This is a genomic window from Congregibacter brevis (genome assembly GCF_045689245.1).
Classification (GTDB): domain Bacteria; phylum Pseudomonadota; class Gammaproteobacteria; order Pseudomonadales; family Halieaceae; genus Congregibacter; species Congregibacter brevis.
The window spans coordinates 2,057,265-2,079,365 of the sequence record NZ_CP136865.1; the positions used below are offsets into that span (position 1 = coordinate 2,057,265).

16 protein-coding genes are annotated in these 22,101 nt (G+C 54.4%); 11 read left to right on the forward strand and 5 right to left on the reverse strand.

Annotation, left to right across the window (positions count from 1 at the left end; translation table 11 throughout):
- Positions 1-36: 36 nt before the first annotated feature.
- Positions 37-2,433, forward strand: a complete 2,397-nt coding sequence (locus tag R0137_RS09085; RefSeq protein WP_407326101.1) for a TonB-dependent receptor — start codon at positions 37-39, stop codon at positions 2,431-2,433.
- Between the two features lie 130 nt (positions 2,434-2,563).
- Here the strand turns inward: R0137_RS09085 and R0137_RS09090 are convergent, their stop codons facing one another.
- Positions 2,564-2,824: a hypothetical protein gene (locus R0137_RS09090; protein WP_407326102.1), complete on the reverse strand. Its 261-nt coding sequence runs from the start codon at positions 2,822-2,824 to the stop codon at positions 2,564-2,566.
- A 133-nt stretch (positions 2,825-2,957) separates the two neighbouring features.
- Positions 2,958-4,403, reverse strand: coding sequence for an amidohydrolase family protein (locus tag R0137_RS09095; RefSeq protein ID WP_407326103.1), 1,446 nt, complete (start codon positions 4,401-4,403; stop codon positions 2,958-2,960).
- Between the two features lie 30 nt (positions 4,404-4,433).
- Here R0137_RS09095 and R0137_RS09100 point away from each other — a divergent pair, with 30 nt between their 5' ends.
- A complete protein-coding gene (locus R0137_RS09100; protein WP_407326104.1) occupies positions 4,434-5,978 on the forward strand; it encodes a sulfatase in 1,545 nt (514 codons plus the stop codon).
- Between the two features lie 43 nt (positions 5,979-6,021).
- Here R0137_RS09100 and R0137_RS09105 read toward each other — a convergent pair whose 3' ends face one another.
- Positions 6,022-7,968 carry a gamma-glutamyltransferase family protein gene (locus R0137_RS09105; protein ID WP_407326105.1) on the reverse strand — a complete coding sequence of 649 codons (1,947 nt, stop codon included), beginning with the start codon at positions 7,966-7,968 and terminating at the stop codon, positions 6,022-6,024.
- Positions 7,969-8,014: 46 nt separating this feature from the next.
- Positions 8,015-9,277, reverse strand: coding sequence for a mechanosensitive ion channel family protein (locus tag R0137_RS09110; RefSeq protein WP_407326106.1), 1,263 nt, complete (start codon positions 9,275-9,277; stop codon positions 8,015-8,017).
- Between the two features lie 146 nt (positions 9,278-9,423).
- Here R0137_RS09110 and dinB point away from each other — a divergent pair, with 146 nt between their 5' ends.
- The 8 genes from dinB (at position 9,424) to urtE (ending at position 18,702) form a co-directional block, all read left to right on the forward strand.
- Positions 9,424-10,545: a DNA polymerase IV gene (gene dinB / locus R0137_RS09115; protein WP_407326107.1), complete on the forward strand. Its 1,122-nt coding sequence runs from the start codon at positions 9,424-9,426 to the stop codon at positions 10,543-10,545.
- 193 nt (positions 10,546-10,738) lie between these two features.
- Entirely contained in the window at positions 10,739-12,202 is a 1,464-nt protein-coding gene (locus tag R0137_RS09120) for an agmatinase family protein (protein ID WP_407326108.1), read from the forward strand.
- A 43-nt stretch (positions 12,203-12,245) separates the two neighbouring features.
- Positions 12,246-13,037 (forward strand): peptidyl-prolyl cis-trans isomerase, encoded by a 792-nt coding sequence (locus R0137_RS09125; RefSeq protein ID WP_407326109.1) that lies wholly within the window; start codon positions 12,246-12,248, stop codon positions 13,035-13,037.
- A 194-nt stretch (positions 13,038-13,231) separates the two neighbouring features.
- On the forward strand, positions 13,232-14,518 hold the full coding sequence (gene urtA / locus R0137_RS09130) for an urea ABC transporter substrate-binding protein (protein WP_407326110.1): 1,287 nt from the start codon (positions 13,232-13,234) through the stop codon (positions 14,516-14,518).
- A 51-nt stretch (positions 14,519-14,569) separates the two neighbouring features.
- A complete protein-coding gene (gene urtB / locus R0137_RS09135) occupies positions 14,570-16,168 on the forward strand; it encodes an urea ABC transporter permease subunit UrtB (protein WP_407326111.1) in 1,599 nt (532 codons plus the stop codon).
- Positions 16,168-17,253 carry an urea ABC transporter permease subunit UrtC gene (urtC, locus tag R0137_RS09140; RefSeq protein WP_407326112.1) on the forward strand — a complete coding sequence of 362 codons (1,086 nt, stop codon included), beginning with the start codon at positions 16,168-16,170 and terminating at the stop codon, positions 17,251-17,253. The genes urtB and urtC overlap by 1 nt, the downstream gene beginning before the upstream one ends.
- Positions 17,246-18,013 carry an urea ABC transporter ATP-binding protein UrtD gene (urtD, locus tag R0137_RS09145; RefSeq protein ID WP_407326113.1) on the forward strand — a complete coding sequence of 256 codons (768 nt, stop codon included), beginning with the start codon at positions 17,246-17,248 and terminating at the stop codon, positions 18,011-18,013. Before urtC ends, urtD begins: the two co-directional genes overlap by 8 nt.
- Positions 18,007-18,702 carry an urea ABC transporter ATP-binding subunit UrtE gene (gene urtE / locus R0137_RS09150; protein WP_407326114.1) on the forward strand — a complete coding sequence of 232 codons (696 nt, stop codon included), beginning with the start codon at positions 18,007-18,009 and terminating at the stop codon, positions 18,700-18,702. The genes urtD and urtE overlap by 7 nt, the downstream gene beginning before the upstream one ends.
- A gap of 225 nt (positions 18,703-18,927) precedes the next feature.
- Here urtE and R0137_RS09155 read toward each other — a convergent pair whose 3' ends face one another.
- A complete protein-coding gene (locus tag R0137_RS09155; protein ID WP_407326115.1) occupies positions 18,928-19,659 on the reverse strand; it encodes a PDZ domain-containing protein in 732 nt (243 codons plus the stop codon).
- A gap of 159 nt (positions 19,660-19,818) precedes the next feature.
- On the opposite strand from R0137_RS09155, the gene R0137_RS09160 reads away from it, so the two are divergent.
- Positions 19,819-22,101 carry an NADP-dependent malic enzyme gene (locus R0137_RS09160; RefSeq protein WP_407326116.1) on the forward strand — a complete coding sequence of 761 codons (2,283 nt, stop codon included), beginning with the start codon at positions 19,819-19,821 and terminating at the stop codon, positions 22,099-22,101.

Below are 22,101 nucleotides of genomic sequence, written 5' to 3' on the forward strand. Positions count from 1 at the left end.
TGACATTGTCAACATAAACAAAAAAAGGTGACTCCCATGCCCGCTACTAAATCCCTAAAAGCGATTCCTGCCGCGATTGCTGCTGCTGGTTTTGCTGCTTCTGTGTCTTTGCCCGCGCTAGGACAAGGCGCAGGAATGCTTGAAGAAGTGATCGTGACTGCTGCCAAACGTCAGCAGACACTTCAAGAAATTCCGATTGCTGTTTCAGTGGTTACCGCTGAATCCATTGAGCAGTCTCAGGTTCTGGATATCAAAGATTTGCAGACCTTGGTTCCCAGTCTTCGCGTGACCCAGCTTCAGGGTAGTGCGCAGACCAACTTTATCATTCGTGGTTTTGGTAACGGCGCCAACAACCCAGGTATTGAGCCCTCGGTGGGTGTTTTTATCGATGGCGTTTACCGCTCTCGCGTAGGTAGTGCCTTGGCTGACCTGCCAAAGCTCGAGCGCGTGGAAGTACTCCGCGGTCCCCAGAGTACATTGTTTGGTAAAAACGCATCGGCCGGTGTTATCAACGTGGTTACAGCTAAACCTGACCTCGCTGGATACAGCGGCTCAGTAGGCGCCACGCTTGGTAACTACAACCAAAAGATCATCAAGGGCAACATCACCGGACCTATCTCGGACAACGTTGCTTTCAGTTTGTCTGGCAGCATGAACCAGCGCGATGGTTACTACGACAACATTGAGCTAGGTACTGCACAGAATGAGATTAATCGCTGGAACATGCGTGGACAGTTGCTGTGGAATCCAAGCGATCGCATGGAAGTGCGAATTATCGCTGACGCAGACGGTCTGGATGAAGTGTGTTGCGGTGTGGCGAACCTGCAGAACGGCCCGACCGGCGCTCTGGTTCAGGCTCTCGGCGGCAACCTCGTACCTGAGGAGCCTTTCGCCTACGAAGGCTTTTATGACTTTGATCCTCAGAACCGCATTGATACACAAGGTGTATCTATGCAGATCGACTACGACTTCGATAGCTTCACGCTGACGTCGATTACCGCGATGCGTAAGCTTGAGCAGTTCGATTTGGGTGACGTGGATTATACAAGTGCGCGTCTCGTTACCCCCGATGCAGCTAACGAGCGTGATCTTGAAATCGATACGTTCACCCAAGAGCTTCGTTTGACATCGGCTACTGACGGTCCTCTTCAGTGGATGGTTGGAGCGTTCTACTTCACCGAAGAGTTGGAGTCAGCAGGTAAGTTTGGCTACGGTGACCAGTTCCGCGCTTATGCCGATGGCCTAACCGCTGGCGGTGTTTCTGCGGTCGAAGCGTTTTTGGGACCGATTCTCGGTATTCCGGCTGGCACATTCTTCGCAGAAGGAGCTGGATTCCCCAGCGAAATAGCAACGCTTGATGACGATACCTTGTCTCTGTTTGCGCAGGTTGACTTTGATATCACCGAAGCAATGACCCTGACAGCGGGTGTTAACTACACCGAGTCTGACAAGCAAGGGTCGTTCAATGCTGTGAGCACAGATGTATTCTCTTCGCTGCCTCTGGCTGCGTTCGGCCTTGATGCGCTGGTTCCTCTGCAGTTTTTGCCACCCTTCCTTAACTTCCCTAACGAAGTTGAAGACGGCAAGACTAACGACGATGACACGACTTACACCTTACGCCTCGCCTATGACCTGACACAAAATATCAATGTTTATGCAGGCGTAAGCACAGGCTTTAAGGCGTCTTCGTGGAACCTCTCACGGGACTCTCGTCCGTTTCCTGAGGATGTTCCGGCCCTTGCCGCGGCGGGACTCTTGGTACCGAATCTCTCGGAGGGTACTCGCTACGCGGGTCCAGAAGAGTCAACGGTCTATGAAATCGGCCTGAAGGCCGAATTCGACACGGTTACCATGAACGTTGCGATCTTTGATCAAACAATCGAAGGCTTCCAATCGAACATCTTTACCGGCACAGGCTTTGTACTGGGCAATGCGGGCGAGCAATCCACAGAAGGGCTCGAGTTTGATATGAACTGGGCGCCGACAGACGGTCTGCGAATCTCCTTCGCGGCAACCTTCCTGGATCCGCTCTATGATGATTTTCAGGGGGCCTTGGGTGAGGATGGCCCCACGGATCTTTCGGGCCAACAGCCCGCAGGCATCCCAGAGCTTTCGACTAACACATCAGCGACCTATAACTTCAATATTGGTAATGCGTATTCCTATGTTCGTGTGGAGCACGTATACGAAGATGAAGTTCAGGTAGTGGATAACATTCCCGCGTCCATCGCTTCTCGTGAGATCAATATGTTCAATGCGAGCTTTGGAATGACCTTCAGCAACGGTGTAGAGCTCAATCTCTGGGGTCGTAACCTGAACGGAGACGAGTATCTGCTGTCGGCGTTTAACTCGGTAGCGCAGGCGGGAAGCCTTAGTGGTTACCCCAACCAGCCACGTACTTACGGAGCTACTCTTAAGTACAGCTTTGAGTAATGGTGTAGAGCTTACGAAACTGTAAGTTAGGATAGAAAAAGGGCGATCAATTGATCGCCCTTTTTTGTGCCTGCAGCCCTAGCCGGAATCTCCGGTTACACCGGTTCTTAGCGATCGGGCATAGCAGAGGCTACTTCTTGGGATCCATGATCGCGGCTTTTGCTTTTTCCATGTCTACAGCGCCTGCGGCTTTTTCCATGTCGACCGCTTCGGCCGCCTTCTTGTAGTCAACGCCGTCGGTGCTCACCGCTTCCTTGGCTTTTTCCATATCAACAGAGTCAGCAGCTTTTTCTGTATCCACTGCTTCCATGAGCTTGTTAATATCCTGAGCATAGGCCGCTGAGGCGGAGAGCAGGGTCGCTGCTGCTACTGAGGCAAGTAAAGTTTTCATAATGTATTCCTGATGCTGGGTCGTAATAGAAGACGTTGGGTAATCAAAACGCCTGTTGGCATGTAGCGCGCGTCTCGATCGGTCGCCGCCAAATCCAAACATAGCAGAGTTTATTGGAAGATTGTACGTCCCATTACTCCATGGCCCTGTCGCGCACCAAGTTTCCTTTTGAGATTACGGCACTGATTCGTCGGGTATTACGGATGTCTTCAAGAGGGTTTGCATCCAGCAACAGGAGGTCCGCCTGATAGCCTTCGGCGACGCGCCCCGTTTGATGCGCCAAACTGAAGAAGCTTGCGGGCACGAGGGTAGCGGCGGCTAATGCGGATCGAGGATTTAGGCCGGCGGCGACCAGTATCTCAAGCTCTCGGTGCAAGCTGTAGCCAGGGATCGCCCAGCCTATGGGGGTATCCGTCCCCGCTCCGATAGCGATGTTCTTGGCGGCAAGTCTGGGGATCATTGCCAAAGTCCATTCCCCAAGCACTCGGTAACTATTCGGATCCATGTATTGGGGGGCCTTGAGCCAATCGTTGCGCAGCGAATCAGGGAGGGCTTGGAGCGCTAGTGGCCAGTCTTCTGCCGAAAAGGGAGGGTACTGCGTCATGGCGTTGAGGCGCGCCGTGGGTACCTGAATCGTTGAGACTAGGTTGTCCAGCACCCAGTCACAGCGCTCTGGATCCTCGTTTTGCACAGCGGGGTCTCGCTGTGATTTGTGAATGCTGCTGCGAAGATCCATACCTTTGCTGGAGCGCTCCCGGCCCGCTGCCAACATTTCTCGTCTTTCCTTTAGCAGGGCCCGGGCGTCGCGTGCGCAATCCATTTCTATATTGCGCAGGTGCTCCATCGATTGGACCCGTGGGCCGGCGTCAGAGGCCAGCATAGAAAGAGGCACATGGGCAGCGATCGGTAGATTCACTTTTGAGGCTTCATCGGCGAAAGCATCAAAAATCTCCGGAGTCACCATCTCGTAAATCTTGATGAAGCTCACCCCAGCGGCTCTAAGTTCTTGCACACGGCTGCGGGCCTGCTCCGTCGTGACGGTGCCTTCGCCAATGCCATCGCCATCGTCGCTGCCGTATACAACGGGGGAGCCATCGAGGAGCGGCCCGGCGTAAAACACTCGAGGCGCCTCGTTACTAGATGCGTAACGCGACTTAAGGATGGGAAGGAGTCGATCAAGGTTTCCACCGGTGTCGCGGACACTGGTGATTCCATAGTCCAGGAACAGATCAGGCATCAAGTCGACGAAGCGATCGTCATAACTCAGATGCACATGCATGTCCCATAGACCCGGTGTTAAAAAACGACCCTTGCCATCAATCACGGTGACGCTGGAGGGAGCTGCGAGTCCCTGTCCCATTGCTACTATTTTGCCATCACTGATGAGAGCGTCTTGGGTTTCCATGACGCCGCTATGCGCGTCGACGGGAGTAACATCGCGAATGAGTATCTCGCCAAACGCGCGTGACGAAAGAGTAAAAGCCGTCGCTCCAAGCATAAAAATCAAAGTGAGGACGCGTAGGCGGCCAAAGCTTCGCCAGCGGCTGAACACGGTGGGCGTTTGCGAGCTATAGTGCATGGCGATGTTCCCAGCTAAGAGACTTGAACTATGCCGTGCAGAATCGCTCAAGTACACCTCGGTCGGGCTATAGCCACTGCGACTGAATCCTTTGCTACTTTAATCTTCACCTGCCTACTGTGTACGACGGGATCGGCGTATGCGGAGAATAGCGCGGACAAGGGCGAGCGGCGTGACGCAAGGGACGAAGTAAATAGAGATCGGAAAAATGTGCTCGTGGTCTATGTAGACGATCTCGGTTATGGAGATACTGGAGCCTACGGACACAGCATCGTAAAAACGCCTCATATAGATCGGCTTGCCTCAGAAGGTCTCCGGTTTACACAGTTCTACGCGCCTTCAGCCTTGTGTTCGCCTTCTCGCGCAGGCTTGCTTACTGGGCGAACGCCGTATCGTACAGGTGTAGAAAGCTGGATTCCCGATGATGCACAGGAGTCTCTCGGCGCGAACGAAACCACCCTGGCAGATCTCGCGAAGCAGCGCGGATATCGCACGGCCGTCATTGGCAAGTGGCATCTCAATGGAGGCTTGCACATGCAAGAGGTGCCGCAGCCCAAAGACTTTGGATTCGACTATCAATACGGTTTAGCCGCTTGGGTAAAAAATGCGGCGGTGGCAGGTTCAAAGGAAGTACCTCGGCGCGGCCCCATGTTTCCGGACAATATGTTTCGCAACAACGAAGCTGTAGGGCCCACGCAGAAATATAGCGCTGAGCTGGTGAGCGATGAGGCGATCCAGTGGTTGGAGAGCAGCGGGTCAGATCCGTTCTTTCTTTTACTCACCTACAGCGAAGTACACACCCCCATCGCGTCACCTCCGGAATATCTAGATCAATATCAGGACTACTTGACTGCAGAAGCGAGGGATAACCCCTCGATTTACTACTTTGACTGGCGTAACCGTCCCTGGCGAGGGCGCGGAGAATATTATGCGAACGTCAGTTTTATGGATGCACAACTTGGCCGCGTGATTGAGCATCTTCGTGGCAAGGAAATGCTCGACGACACTCTGGTCATTTTTAGCAGTGACAATGGGCCGGTGACAGATGCGGCGCTGACTCCCTGGGAGTTGGGTATGGCGGGAGAAACTGGCGGTCTGCGCGGAAAGAAGCGTTTTCTCTTTGAGGGTGGTATTCGCGTTCCAGGTATCCTTCGCTTGCCGGGTCGCGTTGCAGCAGGAAGTGTTGAGGATCAGCCGGCAACTGCACTGGATGTTTTTCCCACGATTGCACAGTGGCTGGCGGCTGACGTTGACGAGGGAATCCCTATCGATGGTGATTCTTTGTGGCCGCTCATTGATGGAAAAGCCTTTGAGAGACGCCAGGCGTTTTACTGGTCTATACCGACGCCTGATGGAATGGAGTTTGCTGTGCGTGAAGGTGATTGGAAGCTGATTCTGGACGGCAGCGGAACGCCACACCATCTTTTCGATCTGGCCAATGATTGGTACGAAGTCAATAATCTTCTGGAATCACAGCCTGTGATTCGCGACAGGCTGCTCAAGACTTTTCAGTCACGTCGCGCTGCAATAGAGAATGATCCTCTAGTTCGGGCGAGGAACGCCAGCCTGCACTAGAGGAATCGATAAACTATTTGGCGCCGCTACATTCCACCGAGTACTACCAGGCGATACCGTAGTCATCACCGTAGTCGCTGGCGCCCGCCTGGAAGGTTCCCTGCTTCGGGTCGATAAGAATTGCTGTTATGGGGCTATAGGTTTTATCCACAACACCTACGTCATAGCCCATCGCCTTTAGCCGGTCGCGAGTGTAGGGCGGCAACTGTCGAGTGACATCCAGGCGTCCGGGTTCACTTACGTGAGCGCCAAAGGAACTTTGCATCTGATAGCTCGTGACATTGTGCGCTTCCGCCGCTTGCTGAACGTTCATGTCGAACTCCACAACATTCAGGAAGAATTGCAGAAGGTTCTGATCTTGTGTGTCGCCGCCCTGAACCGAGAACGCCATAATTGGCTCGCCGTCTTTCAGCGCCATGCTGGGCGTGAGTGTGGCGCGGGGCCGCTTGCCGGGGGCCACGACATTGAAGGGGTTGATACGTTTGTCCAGGACAAAGCTCTGCATACGCTGGCTGAGGCCAACACCGCTATCGCCGGCAATGAACGCGGGAATCCATCCGCCCGATGGGGTGACAGAAACCACCCAACCGTCCGCGTCAGCCGCTTGAATCGACGTGGTGCCAGCAAGGAATCCCTCATCGTGGTTGATGCTGGCCTGCTGGAAGCCATCAGAGCCGTCCGCGTCAGCCGCAGGAGGGATAGGAGACCACTCTTTTAACAGCTTGCTGAAGGGGTTTTTGTCTCCTTGAAATGGATAAGGGTCGCCTGGCCGGGCGTTAGTATCGTTCATGTCTGGATTGATCAAGGCGCGGCGTTTTGCCGCATACTCCTTGCTAAGCAGACCTTCGATAGGTTCCTCCGGCGGGAAGTACGGATCACCGTAGTAGAAGTCCCGGTCGGCGAAGGCTAGATTCATGGTCTGGTAAAGTGTATGGATATAGTTCGCGCTGTTGTACCCCATGCCTTTTAGGTCGAAAGGCTCGAGAATATTGAGAGCCTGAAGCATTGCCGGCCCCTGCACCCAGGTGGTGAGCTTGTAGACGTCGATGCCCTTGTAGTTGGTGCTCACGGGTTCTTCGATATGTACTTCCCAATTGGCGAGGTCGTCCTCAGTAAATAGGCCGCCTTGCTCACGGGTTGCGCTCACGATTTCTTTGCCGATATCGCCGCGATAAAAACGCTCGTAGGCAGCGTAGATAGCTTCCTTGCGGGACTTTCCTGCGGCTAAGGCTTCAGCCTCGGTATCCACCAGCTTTTGTAACGTAGCCAGAAGGTCCAGTTGCCTGAAAATCTCGCCGCCCTGTGGCGCGGCACGCTTTTCCGGACTGCTATCATCGAGATGAGGAAGGAACACACGTTTGGAATCAGGCCACTGCGCAATGATGTCGCGGCGTCGCTCGATGTTGTCGGCCTGCACGCCTTCGATGGGGTAGCCCTCTGCCATTTGCATTGATGGTGACAGCACCTCGGCGAGACTCAAGCGCCCGTATTCCGCGAGCATCACCATGAGGCCACCGGGCGTGCCCGGTGTTACGGCTGCTAAGGGGCCGTATTCCGGGGGGTAGATCATGCCCTGTTCGCGGAAGAATTCGGGAGTCGCTCCTGTGGGGGCAACCCCTAGGGCATTGATACCGATAACCTTGCCTGTCTCGGGATTGTAGATGAGTGCCTGCGTTTCGCCGCCCCATCCAAGGGTGTCCCACATGGTTGATGTCGCCCCTAGCATTGCACAAGCTGCATCTATGGCATTCCCGCCCCGAGCGAACATCATGGCACCGGCACTTGCCGCCAGCGGTTTACCGGTAACCGCTGCCCAGTGACGGCCGTGGAGGACAGGTTTAGCTGTGCTCTGTGCGTTCGCAGCGGTCGTTCCGGCAACAAGCCCGACACCAGCCGCTGCAATGCCTAGCTGCAAAACGACCGCCGACACCGCTGCCTGAACTGCGGCCGGCGCTAGGGCACGAAGGGGGCGAAAAATGCTCGAAACCATTAGGTGTCTCCGGGTCACTAATTTGTTGGGGTGCAAGCTTAAGGACCTACGTGTCCTCACCTGTTCGCGGATCAGTCGAAAGAGATTCAGACGAAGGTATGGCTATCGCGGACCCATCGCGGTTGGCGCGGTAGTGGGGCGACATTATCTCGATATCCGCTTTGCGGAAGTTGTCTTGAATATGCCCGTGCATCTCTGATGCGATCTGCTGCTTTGCAGAGGGGTTGCGAATGTAGGCATTCAGCTCATAAGCCACGTAGTTGTCGTCGAGGCTGGTTTGCAATACGAAGGGTGCTGGGTCTTCCAGAACCTGGGCCGTTGCGTTTGCGGCATCGCAGAGCAGCTGGTGAACCCGCGGCCATGCTACGTCGTAGCCAATAGTCACGGTGGTGTGCAGGAGTACACCCGCTTCTTTGGCCTGAGCACTGAAATTTACGATGTGGTTGTTCATCACCATGGCATTGGGGACAGACACTTCCTCATTTTTTGGCGTACGAATGCGGGTAACAAAGGCGCTCCGTTCGATGACGTCGCCCTCGGTATCGGCGATACGAACGCGATCACCTATTTTGAACCCCCGGGTATAAGTAATGACGATTCCCGACATGACGTTTGCCACTGCTGATGTCGACCCAAGGGATACCAGGACGCCAAAGAAGATCGAGAGGCCCTGAAAGGCAGGGCTACTGGATCCCGGGAGGTAGGGGAAAACGATGACCAAAGTGATGGCGATGATGAGTAGTCGCGACAAACCAAAGCTGGTCTCCGCCCAGTCTGGGTAGAAGCCCGGGAGGGTTATGCGCTCAAGCCGAATGCCGTCAAAGACTCCGCGGGTGGCGCGAATAACCAGTCGGGAAATGACGACGATGATTGCGATGATAAAAAGATTGGGGAGGTAGTTGACGACCTCGGCAACGATGAGCCCGACCTGAGCTAACACAAAGCCAATGATTCCAACCGCGAGATCGCGACTCCAGGTGAACTGTGTAAAAACGAGATTGAGCCAGCTTATGAGTAGCAGCGCCCTCATCAGACGCCACACGCCATTTACAACGCTGTGAAGAGCTCTAGCGAGTTCACGCTCGGTAAATATTTGTTGGTCCTGCACGGTCAGGGCACGGGCGCCTGATCCATCGGCATCAATCCAGCGATGAACACTTTTGCGCCAGCGATCAAGGAGTCGCCACAAGAGCCATACCATGATGGAGACAAGGAATAGTGCGGCAGCACGCGAGGCCATGTCGACCCAAAAGGCATTGCCCATCCATTGGGCAAGCCATAGCTCCAGCGCTTCGAGGCTTTGATTCATAGTTATTGATTGCACTTCTAAGGGTTGTTGTAGGATGCGCGATGGCAGGCCTTATGGCAATTCTTACTCGGGGAAATATCGTTTTGTAGGAGACGCCCGTCAGACGATGCTTGCCTGTGCTTCGCGAGCTTTCTAGTATCGCAGGGATGACAGAAGACGCTAATCCTGTGACGCGCAAGATAATCCATGTGGACATGGACGCTTTCTATGCCAGCGTTGAGCAGCGAGATGATCCTACGCTTCGAGGCAAGCCCCTCGCTGTCGGGGGTTCCGCAAAGCGCGGTGTCGTTGCGGCAGCCAGCTACGAGGCGCGAAAGTTTGGCGTGAAGTCGGCAATGCCCGGCGTTACCGCACGTCGGCGTTGTCCGAGTCTACTCTTCGTTAAGCCGCGTTTTGAGGTGTACCGCGCTGTATCACAGGAACTCCACGGCATCTTCGCGCGCTATACCGATCTGATTGAGCCTCTCTCTCTCGATGAAGCCTATCTGGATGTAACAGACGATATCGCGGGCGTCGGCAGTGCCACCGCGATAGCCCAAGCCATCCGTCATGACATTAGAACGGAACTTCGGTTAACAGCGAGTGCTGGCGTTAGCTACAACAAATTCATCGCCAAAGTGGCGTCGGATCAAAACAAGCCTGACGGCGTGTATGTAGTGCGACCGGGAGAGGGGGCTGACTTTGTGGCAGGGCTCCCTGCGCGACGCTTTTATGGAGTTGGTCCAAAAACTGCCGAACGGATGTCAGCTTTAGGTATAGAGACGGGTGCCGATATACGTGATCAGTCGCTTATGTTTCTCGAGCAACATTTCGGTAAGTCGGCCCAGTACCTTTATCGGGCAAGCCGCGGCGAGGATTATCGGTCGGTTAGGTCGGATCGGGCGCGTAAGTCTATTGGCGGAGAGCGGACCTATGCGGACGATTTGATCGAAGATGGTGATCTGCGCGAGGCTTTGGAACACATCATTGAGATTGTCTGGGAGCGTATTGATCGAAACAGTGCTCGGGGGCGAACGGTGACACTCAAGGTGAAGTATGCTGACTTTCAGCAAATCACTCGAGCACGCTCCGTCTCGCCGGCGATTGCAACGCGTGACAGCTTTGAGCGTCTCTCTCGAGATTTACTTGAAGCTCTACTCCCGGTGGCAAAGGGCGTACGCTTGCTGGGACTTACGCTATCTTCTCTTGAGTCAGCCAAAAATAGCAACGATGAGCAGACGTCGGGAGTTGCAGAAGTAAATCCAGTGCAGGAGTCTTTAGCGTTTTGAGGGGTGTCCGTGGGAGGCTCGGGTCACAAGACAATTCTTACACAGTTTTCGCCATACCGTTGCGTCCACAAAAGTAGCGTCCGGCAAAGATTGGGCACGTTAATTGCTCAGACTTAGGGTATACATGTGACGTCGAACTCTCCAGCCAACCCGGTACCTAGCTAGGTACTTTAAACAAACTAGGAATTACTTCATGAAACACCCCCTAAAACCCGTACTGCTCAGCGCTTTGCTTTTGTGTATGACCGCGGGTGTGTCCATGGCGGAGGACGAGATGCCGGAACTCCCAGCGGAGCTTCAAGCCACCTTAGATGCCTTGCCCGATGAGAAGCGTGAGTATCTGATGGAAGAGGGTGAAGGCTTTGCGGGTACTTGGGAGAAGCTGTTTGTAAGACTCAGAGGTAAAACTTCGACTGAGATCGAGGCGTTTGTGGACGCCATGCAGTATCTGGAAAACGCCAGCAAGTTTAATCCCGAGACTGATATGGCCTCTATCCCATTAAACACAGAGGCAAAGGATTTCAACGGATGGAAGTTGATGAATCCGCGGGCACTGGCGACACAGCGAGAGCCCGGTCCCATAAATTTGAGTTATTACGCGCAGGGGGGGCGCGGTGGTATCCAAACCTTTGCGAACGCTCCGGTCGCAATCTACCCCGAGGACCTCGTAGCAGGGGATGTTGAAGTGGCGATTGTTGGTGCGCCGCTGGATATGGGTACCTACTATCGCGGGCAAAAGTTTGGCCCTCAGGCGATGCGTACGGGTTACTACCACGGCGGCAATGACATGGCGACCATGGTAAACCCCAGTAAAGTTCTCAGCATTGTGGATTACGGCGATATTGCGATTGACAACATGAGCTCTGAGCTGAGTGTGCACCACGTTCGTGAGCGCGTCGCTGAAATCGCCAGAACCGGAGCGATCCCGTTTATAGTCGGGGGTGATCACTCGCTTGAGTACCCCGATATTGCCGGTCTGGCGGATGTACACGGCAAGGGCAGTTTCGGGGTTGTGCACTTTGACTCGCACTTCGATGCGGGTAAAGGCCAAGCGCACTACATCACCCACGGTCAGCCTGTTTATCGTGCAATCAAGGAAGGGCATGTGAAGGGTGAGAACTTCATTCAGGTTGGTTTGCGCGGTCCCTGGCCCGGCGCCTGGGGTTTTGAGTGGATGCGCAACAATGGCATGCGCTATCACCCCATGGCCGAGGTCGAGAAAAAGGGCTGGAAGGCCGTGATGGAGGACGCTCTCCGCGAAGCGAGAGAGGGCACTGAGAAGCTGTTCATTTCTTTCGATGTTGATGTGCTCGATCCTGCCTTCGTGCCTGGGACCGGAACGCCAGTGCCCGGCGGACTCACCATGCGCGAGGCGATCCCCATAGTGCGGGCACTGTGCACCGAGAGTGAAATGATCGGCTTTGAAATTGTCGAACTCGATCCGCTTCTCGATAACACTTATCGTTCAGCACTTAACGCCAACTACATCATGCATGCCTGCCTGACGGGTATTGCAATGCGTAAGACGGGCATTACCGACGGTTCTTATCTGTCAGAGCTTTCTACAGAAGATAATCAGCCGCGGGCGGGAAAGCGTGCGCTTAAAGATGGCGATGCCGAAGAGATCGATCCTGACTATGGTCGTCCTCAGCGCTAAGTGATCTGGCGGTTTAGGGGGTGTTCATTGCGAGGCCAAAAAATTGAGCTCATTGCGATATTGCTTACGTGATCCGGTTGTCGTGTTTTTCGCTTTGGGAACGGTGTTTTTCCTTGTCTATGCGCTACTCAACCGTGAGTCGACCACCCCGATTACGCTCAGTCAGAGCTCCAAGGCTCTACTGATCTCCGAATGGGAGATGCTTACCGGGCGCTCAGCTCAGCCCCAAGATGTGGAACTCATCTTAGAGGACTATTACCAGCGCGAACTGTTGTTTCGTGAGGGTATGGCTGCAGAGCTGTATCGAAGCGACCCCAGTATTCGGGAGTTGCTTATCGAGGTTATGCAGCAGCGTGTCACAGGAGAGATTGCCGATCCGTCGGCAAAAGACCTCGTGAATTTCTACGCGGATAACATTGACCGTTACTACAGCGAGGCCACGATCAGCTTCAGTCAGCAGTTGTTTGCTTCTGCACCAGATGACCCAGAAAATTTTCGCGCTGAACTGAGCCAGAAAAGTGCAGACGGTGGAATCTCGCCCTGGCAAGGGAAAGAGTTCCCCGACTACGGCGTTAGCATGGTCAGGGGGCTCTTTGGTCAGCCGCTGCTAGAGGTGCTTGAGCGCGTCTCTCTGGATACCTGGCAGGGTCCCTATGAGTCCCGACAGGGATGGCACTATTTTCGTGTAAAGGGACGCACGGAGCCGGTGTTACTGCCCTTTGAGCGCGTTCGAGATCAGGTGCTTGCTGATTACCAGGCTGAGGCGGTAGCAAGTGCGGTCAAGGAATTTACTACGCGGCAAGCGGACCGTTACCCACTGGAGCTCTCTCAATAATCGCGTTTTTCGCGCACCGCATTGGTGCGAGATTCCCTCCCTTCCGCTGCAACTTGGTGCACAAGCTTCGTGCGCAACCTTGGTGCGCCAGCGTAGTGCCGTCGCTTTGATGCACTGACAGATGGCAGGATCTGGGTGGCTCGGGTCTTGCACTGATCAATGGATACTTTGCTTTTTTGATGGAGCCACACAGCATGTCCTTGTCTCTCAGATTCTTGACCCTCGGAACGTTCTTGTTTCTGCTGTCTTTTGGTGTTCGTAGTCAGGAGCCCGAGCCGATTCGAGTGGGCATCCTGCATTCTCTGTCTGGCACCATGGCGATCAGTGAGACTACGCTTAAGGACACGGTGCTGATGTTGGTGGAGCAGCAGAACGCAAAAGGTGGAATTCTGGGTCGTCCACTGGAAGCAGTGGTCGTGGACCCTGCCTCCGATTGGCCTCTGTTTGCAGAAAAAGCGCGTGAGCTTCTCGTTCGAGAAAAGGTGGACGTCGTTTTTGGATGCTGGACATCGGTTTCTCGAAAGTCGGTGCTGCCGGTGTTTGAAGAACTGAACGGCTTGTTGTTTTATCCGGTGCAATACGAGGGAGAAGAGTCATCCCGCAATGTTTTCTACACGGGTGCTGCTCCTAATCAGCAGGCGATTCCGGCAGTTGACTATCTTATGGCGCAAGGCGTGAAGCGATGGGTGCTTGCGGGTACTGACTATGTGTACCCCCGCACGACGAACAAAATTCTGGAAGCCTATCTTCAGCAGCAGGGAGTGGCGTCCGAAGATATCCTCGTGAAATACACACCCTTTGGTCATTCCGACTGGCAGAGCATCGTCGCCGAGATTAAGCGATTTGGGAGCACGGGGGCGAAAACCGCTGTGGTATCGACTGTGAATGGTGATGCGAATGTACCTTTCTATAAGGAACTGGCCAACCAAGGCGTTAATGCCACGGACATTCCCGTGATCGCTTTCTCTGTCGGTGAGGAGGAGTTGTCCGGTATCGACACTGGTCCTCTGGTAGGGCACCTCGCGGCATGGAATTACTTCATGAGCGTTGAGGAGGATGCTAACTATGATTTTATCGATGAATGGCTAGCATTCATCGGCGATGACAATCGCGTTACCAATGATCCCATGGAGGCTCACTACATCGGCTTCAATATGTGGGCCAAAGCAGTAGAAGCCGCAGGTAGCGCGGACCCTGATGCAGTGCAGGACGCCATCATTGGGATCAGTGTTCCCAACCTGTCTGGTGGTGTTGCCACGATGCAGGCCAATCACCACATTACTAAGCCTGTGTTGATAGGGGAGATACTTGATGACGGGCAATTTCAGGTGGTCTGGGAAACGCCCGAAACCGTCGCGGGTGACGCGTGGTCAGACTACTTGCCGGGTTCAAAAGACCTGATCGCTGATTGGAGTCCACGCCTGCGTTGCGGTAATTACCAGCAAAATGAGAAACGCTGCTTATCAGAGGGTGGTGAGTAGCGCTTCGGTACAAACGCTGAAGAATCCTCTGGTAAACCAAGTTCTGTCGCAATGTTAGTGCTGCGCCCGTTACTGCTGTGCCTGCTGTTTGTGCTCCCTGTGCTTGCTGTGCAGGCTGAAACTCTGCATGACTGGGTGGATAGCCTTGGTAGCGCAGACACTGCCCAAAAGCGCGACCTCCTCGAGAAGATCGCCGCCAGTGGCGACCCGAATACCGATAAGATTTTCGATGCGGTCTCGCGGGGGGCTTTGTACCTTGATCGCAGAAGTGACACCGTGGTTCTGGCTGAACGCAAAGGCGCTCGGTATGTTCTCAGCAACGTCATGACCGGTGAGGAATTAGGCACCGCAGGACGTCGCGATGTGCGACGCATCGCCATAGACAACAGTCTTCGATCGGAACTGCAGAGCCTTCAAGCGATCGCGCAACTCTCTGCCGCGGATCCTGCGGTGCGAGAGGAAGCTATCGCGGAAATTTTGTCTGCGCCGACTCCATCAGCTTTAAGCGCGTTGGCTGCGCGTAAGTCCCTGGAACCCTTGCCTGCTCTACAGGATCAGATCGCCGTTGGCTTGGCCCTGCAGACAATATCGGGAGAAGATGCTGAGGGAGTCTCTGCTGCGCTAGTCACCCTGAAAGGACGGGTGGACCCTATTGTCCGAGCTGCTTTGCAGGACTTAGCGTCTCGAGAGAACTTACCTCAATCGGTCCGCGGCGAGGCGACGAACTTGTTGGCACTGGCGGAGAATCGCCTGTTGTGGCTAGGGCGCCTTGAGTCGCTGTTCTTTGGCCTGAGTCTCGGTTCGGTGTTGCTTTTATCAGCGGTGGGATTGGCGATTACTTTTGGTGTCATGGGTGTGATCAACATGGCGCACGGTGAGCTCATCATGCTCGGGGCTTACACGACATGGGTGTTACAGCAGCTCCTCCCTAGTCAGCCTGGTCTTGCGCTACTCCTTGCCATACCCGCGGCGTTTCTCGTGTCCGCGACGGTAGGTTTTGTCATCGAACGGGGCGTTATTCGTTTCTTGTATGGACGTCCCCTCGAAACGCTCCTCGCTACTTTCGGTATCAGTCTGATACTGCAGCAGGCCGTGCGCTCAATTTTCTCACCGCTGAATCGCTCAGTGCTGACTCCCGAATGGTTGGCTGGGTCTTGGGAAGTTACTCAGGGTTTATCGCTGACCTATAACCGTATGGCGATACTCTTGTTCTCGCTGTTGGTGTTTGCCGGCTTGCTGTGCCTTATGCGTTACACGCGACTGGGTCTGCAAGTGCGCGCGGTGGCGCAGAACCGCGCTATGGCTCGAGCCTTGGGCGTGCGCAGCGCTCGAGTAGATGCAATGACATTTGCTTTGGGCTCAGGTGTCGCTGGGGTGGCCGGTGTCGCTCTTTCTCAGCTAACAAACGTGGGCCCTAATCTTGGGCAGGCGTATATCATCGATTCGTTTCTGGTGGTGGTGTTTGGGGGTGTGGGCAACCTTTGGGGAACCCTCGTGGGTGCTTTTTCTCTTGGCGTCGCTAACAAACTTATAGAACCTGCAGTGGGTGCAGTGCTTGCCAAAATCTTACTGCTTGTATTCCTGATCCTGTTTTTACAGCGCCGACCTCAAGGCTTGTTTCCTCGAACCGGTCGAGAGGAGAGCCATTGATGAACCTCGGCAAATTCGTGGGTCAAGATCGACCCTTTGCCCTGACAGTTAGCGTGTTGCTGTGCATGGCATTGTTCGTGCCCGTATCTAACCTGCTGCTGCCGCAGGAATCTATGTTCGCACTATCCAGTTATAGCGTTTCTTTACTGGGTAAGTACCTTTGCTATGCCTTGTTAGCCCTGGCTCTCGATTTGGTCTGGGGCTATGCAGGTTTACTGAGTTTGGGGCACGGCGCATTCTTCGCTTTGGGCGGTTACGCCATGGGGATGTACCTCATGCGCCAAATTGGCAGCCGAGGAGTTTATGGCGATCCCGAGCTGCCAGACTTCATGATCTTTCTCGACTGGCAAGAGTTGCCCTGGTATTGGTCGGGCTTTGACAGTTTTCCTTTTGCGATGGCAATGGCTTTGTTAGTGCCCGCCGCACTAGCGCTCTTGTTTGGCTGGTTAGCCTTCCGCTCTCGCGTAGGGGGCGTTTACTTCTCCATCATGACTCAGGCAATGACTTTCGCTTTGATGTTGGCCTTTTTTCGCAACGAAATGGGCTTTGGTGGCAACAACGGCCTCACTGACTTTAAAGACATGGTGGGCTTTGATCTTCAGTCAGATGCGGTTCGTTGCGGTCTTTTCGTTGCAACGGCCCTCGCGCTATTGGGGAGCTATCTAGTGTGCCGCTGGATGCTTAGCACGCGTTTTGGAAGTGTGGTGATAGCGCTTCGCGACGCGGAGTCCCGCGTGCGTTTTCTGGGTTACTCCGTGGCCAGTTATAAACTGGTGGTGTTTGTGGTGTCAGCGATGCTCGCTGGCCTAGCAGGAGCGCTTTATGTCCCGCAGGTAGGCATTATCAATCCCGGAGAATTTCAGCCTCTGAACTCCATTGAGATAGCGATATGGGTGGCGGTCGGCGGTCGAGGTACTCTTCATGGCGCAATGCTGGGTGCGATCGTCATTGCCGCGGCGGAGACCATGCTTACCGCGCGTTTACCAGAGCTTTGGCTGTTTGCCTTGGGCGCGCTCTTCCTGTTGGTGACGCTTATGCTGCCTCAGGGATTCGCGGGTCTTCTGAGGGCGCGCAGCGATGCCTGAAGCTATCGATACCCGCCATGGTGTCATTCTCTATCTGGAGGATGTGAGCGTAAGCTTTTCGGGCTACAAAGCACTCAATGGGCTCAGTCTCGCTGTGGATCGAGGAGAGCTTCGCTGCCTTATAGGCCCGAACGGCGCCGGTAAGACAACGCTCATGGACGTGATCACGGGAAAGACGAAGCCTGATAAAGGTTCTGTATATCTCGGCCAGGACATCAATTTACTTGATAGCGACGAAGCGACCATTGCCCGCCTCGGGATAGGGCGGAAGTTTCAAAAGCCGTCAGTGTTTCCTCAGCAAACGGTTCGGGAGAATCTCGCTCTCGCTGTGCGTGGTAATCGTAGCCCATGGGACGCCCTTCGCTACCGTCAGAGCAGTGAAGATGCAGATCGCATCGCGTCGCTATTGCTTACCGTTGCCTTGGATGCGGTAGCCCATAAGTTGGCAGGGGGGTTGTCCCATGGTCAAAAGCAATGGCTGGAAATCGGCATGTTACTAGCTCAAGAGCCGTCACTCTTGCTGATTGACGAGCCTGTTGCAGGCATGACCCAGCACGAAACAGAGCGTACTTCAGAGTTGCTCCAGTCTTTGGTTCCCGAACGATCTGTGGTCGTTGTAGAACACGACATGGCGTTTGTTCGTTCGATAGCTCGAAAGGTTACGGTGCTTCACGAAGGTACTGTGCTGATAGAAGGGAGCATTGACGAGGTGCAATCGGACCCAAGCGTTCGAGAAGTCTATCTGGGAGAAGCATGCTAAGCGTCCAGGGGATAAATCAATACTTTGGTGCTAGCCATACCCTGCGTGATGTGGAGCTCAGCGTCGGGGGTGGGCGCATTTTTTGCCTTATGGGCCGCAACGGTGTGGGTAAGACCACTCTACTCAATACCCTTCTTGGCTTGCTGCCAGCACAGAGCGGTGAAATCTCTCTCGCCGGGGAGCGCATTGACGGACTAAAGACCGAAGACAGGGTAGGGCGGGGTATCGCCTATGTTCCTCAGGGCCGTATGATTTTCCCGGATCTTACCGTGATGGAGAATCTGCGGGTGGCACTTGCGGGTCGCCGAGGCGGCGGCACCGGAGTACCTGAGCAGGTGTTTGAGTTCTTTCCGGTTCTCGCTGAAATGGCCAATCGTCGGGGAGGCGATTTGTCAGGTGGGCAACAGCAGCAGTTGGCGATCGGACGCGCGCTGGTGCTCGAGCCTCGGGTTCTGCTTCTTGACGAACCCTGCGAGGGCATCCAGCCCAATATCGTACAACTGATAGGGGAGGTTATTCAGCGACTGCGTTCGGAGCAGAATCTCAGCGTTTTATTGGTGGAGCAGAAACTCCCCTTTGCGCGAGCAGTCGCGGATGACTTTGCGATTATGGATCGTGGTCAGATTGTTGCAGATGGCGCTATGGACCAGTTGTCTGAGGAGCTGGTTGCGGAGTACCTAACGGTTTAATAAGTGATCGGCGTGAGCAGCTGATCGCTCAACCAGTCCTCCAGCCCGCGGGCCGGAACGGCTACGCTCGCTAGAGTGGGGACGCTCGCCTCGCCACGCGAGTCAGCTGGACTAGGCGTCGTAAGGTATTTCGAAGCAGATCGCTTGTAAGTAGACCAGCAGTCTCCGCTATCGGATCCTGCTGGCCACAGACAAACTCGTTTGCGTGCCTGGTTAAAGGTGCTTTTAGCGACTTATGGTGTAGCCAAGTTGCTCCAGCACAAAACGATCTTCACCGATTGCAGTCGCCTCAACAATCTTGCCATCAGCGTTGAACTTCATGCGATTTACCTGGCGAGAAGTGTACGGATAGCCGGTCTCAGTTTCGGTATCTGAGTACTCCGTGGCCATGTAAACCACATCACCCTCCGCTACGACTTCCAAAACACGACACTCGCCGGTGCCCCAATCATCCGCGTTAGCCATGCCGAGGTTTTTCAGAACCGTGCTTTTTTCGTTCTTGGCAGCAATGATTCCGCGATTTACTTCTACGGACATTTCTTTGCCGTCGCGCACGATCACTGCTTTTACGGGTTCCCCGGGTTTGCCGCGAAACGTCGTTTTGTCGCGATTCTCATAGGTCGACGCCATTCCGTTAACCGAAACAAACTGATCTCCCGCCTTAAGCACACTTGCCGCAGGGGTACCTGCCGTGACGCTCATGATGGTCGCGAAATCCTCGCCTTCATCATTGTCCACAGTAAAACCCAGACCCACATAGCGATCGGGTGAAAATACGCCATCGTCTGCCATGTGAGTATCAACGTATTCAATAAAACCGGCGAGATCGCCACAGGAAGCTTCGAACCATCCTTCGGCAACCCCTTTATTGCCCGGGCCTTCATGATGCGCAGCGAACGCAGTTGAGTTGGCGCAGAGAAGGGCCGTGCTTACCGCGAGGCACTTGTATTTGTTCATGGTTTTTCCTTGTCGTTTTTTTTGTTGGATATCCAAAGAACCGCCTCACCCGAGGGGCTCGATTTCAGCCTAGACCAGAAACAGCGTTTGGCAAGGCTGATTTCAGCAGTGTGACAGAGTCGGCTGGCTTATAATGACTTTATTTTTGGACACCTCATCATGGACGACGACAAGAGCCGCCAGGCAGCAAGAGAAGCCGCTCTCCGGTACCACGCCTTTCCAAAGCCGGGCAAATTAGAAATTCGTGCGACCAAACCATTGGCGAATGGACAGGATCTTGCTCGAGCTTACTCCCCAGGGGTAGCGGAAGCTTGCCTGGAAATCGTCAAAGATCCGGCAACAGCGGCCGACTACACAGCCCGAGGCAACTTGGTTGCGGTCATCAGCAACGGCAGCGCCGTTCTGGGATTGGGCGACATTGGAGGCTTGGCGGCAAAACCTGTAATGGAGGGTAAAGCTGTCTTGTTTAAAAACTTTGCGGGTATCGATTGCTTTGATATTGAGTTGAACGAATCAGACCCGGAGAAGCTGGCGGACATTGTTTGCGCCATGGAACCCTCCTTCGGTGCGGTAAACCTGGAGGACATTAAGGCACCAGACTGCTTTATTGTTGAGCAGCGCTGTCGTGAACGCATGAATATTCCGGTGTTCCATGATGATCAGCACGGGACCGCTATCGTCGTTGGAGCCGCGGTAACTAACGCTCTGCATATTGCCGGTAAGCGTTTTGAAGATATAAAGATTGTCTCCACGGGAGGTGGTGCTGCGGGCATTGCCTGTCTCAATATGCTGCTGAAGCTGGGTGTGAAGCGCGAGAACGTGTGGTTGTGCGATGTGCATGGTTTGGTTTACGAAGGCCGTGGCGAGGATATGAATCCTCAGAAAGCAGCTTTTGCTCAGTCCAGTGAATACCGAACGCTCGACCACGTGATTGACGATGCTGACTTGTTTTTGGGCCTCAGTGCCCCGAAAGTTGTGACGGCCCAGATGGTTGGACGAATGGCTAAGCGGCCCATTGTATTTGCCCTCGCCAATCCAACTCCGGAAATTTTGCCTGACGAAGTTCGCGCCGTTGCGCCCGACGCAATTATCGCCACGGGCCGTTCGGACTATCCGAATCAGGTCAACAACGTACTGTGCTTTCCGTTTATTTTTCGCGGTGCTTTGGATGTTGGTGCGACCGAGATTAACGATGCTATGCAGCTCGCATGTATTGATGGCATTGCCGCCTTGGCGCGAGCCACCACAAGCGCCGAAGCTGCGGAGGCCTATCGTGGCGAGCAGCTGGTCTTTGGTGTCGATTATCTGATCCCCAAGCCTTTTGATCCTCGGCTCATGGGAGTAGTTGCGAGTGCTGTGGCAAGCGCTGCGATGGAAACAGACGTTGCGACGCGGCCTGTGTCGGATCTGGCAGCATATCGAGAGAAGCTCGATGGGTCTGTTTTCCGTTCATCGATGATTATGCGTCCCGTGTTTGCCTCTGCAGCGCTGTCACAGCGCCGAATCGTTTTCGCCGAGGGCGAGGACGAGCGCGTGCTGCGTACGGCTCAGGCAATCATAGAAGAGATGACAGACCGTCCTATTCTTATCGGGCGTCCAGAAATTATTGCGCGGCGCTGCGAGAGGGCGGGTCTGACGATAAAGCCCGGAGAAGATTTTGAGGTGGTTAATCCGGAAGATGACTCACGGCATCGCAGATACTGGGAAGCCTACCTGCAGTTGATGGCGCGGCGGGGCGTAACTCCGGATCTGGCTAAGGTCATCATGAGGACCAATACCACGGCTATTGCAGCAATTATGGTCTATTGCGGTGATGCTGACAGCCTGGTTTGCGGCACCTTCGGGCAATATCTGTGGCATCTCAATTATGTTCGCCAGATTCTCGCCCATGATGGTGCCCATCCCCGAGGTGCGCTGTCTTTGATGATTACTGAAGACGAGCCCTTGTTCATTGCAGACACCCACGTGCATCCCGAGCCCACACCCGAGCAAATCGCCGATACGGTCATGGCCGCAGCAAATCACGTGCGTCGTTTTGGACTAAAACCCAATATCGCCCTTTGCTCGCACTCCCAATTCGGTAATCTCGATATCGACAGCGGCCGGCGGGTACGCCAGGCTATGGCGCTCCTTGAAGCTCGGGAACCTGACTTTGCCTATGAAGGGGAAATGCACACTGACTCCGCATTGGATCCGGAACTGCGGGCGCGAATCTTTCCAAACTCTCGTCTAGAGGGGCCCGCAAATGTTCTGGTATTTGCCTACGGAGATGCCGCATCTGGAGTGCGCAACATACTCAAGATGCGCGGAGGTGCTTTGGAAGTCGGTCCCATTCTTATGGGAATGCAAAATCGCGCTCACATCGTTACGCCGTCGATTACTGCTCGAGGCCTTTTAAACATCTCGGCGCTTGCCGGTACCGACGTGACTCACTACCGCTAA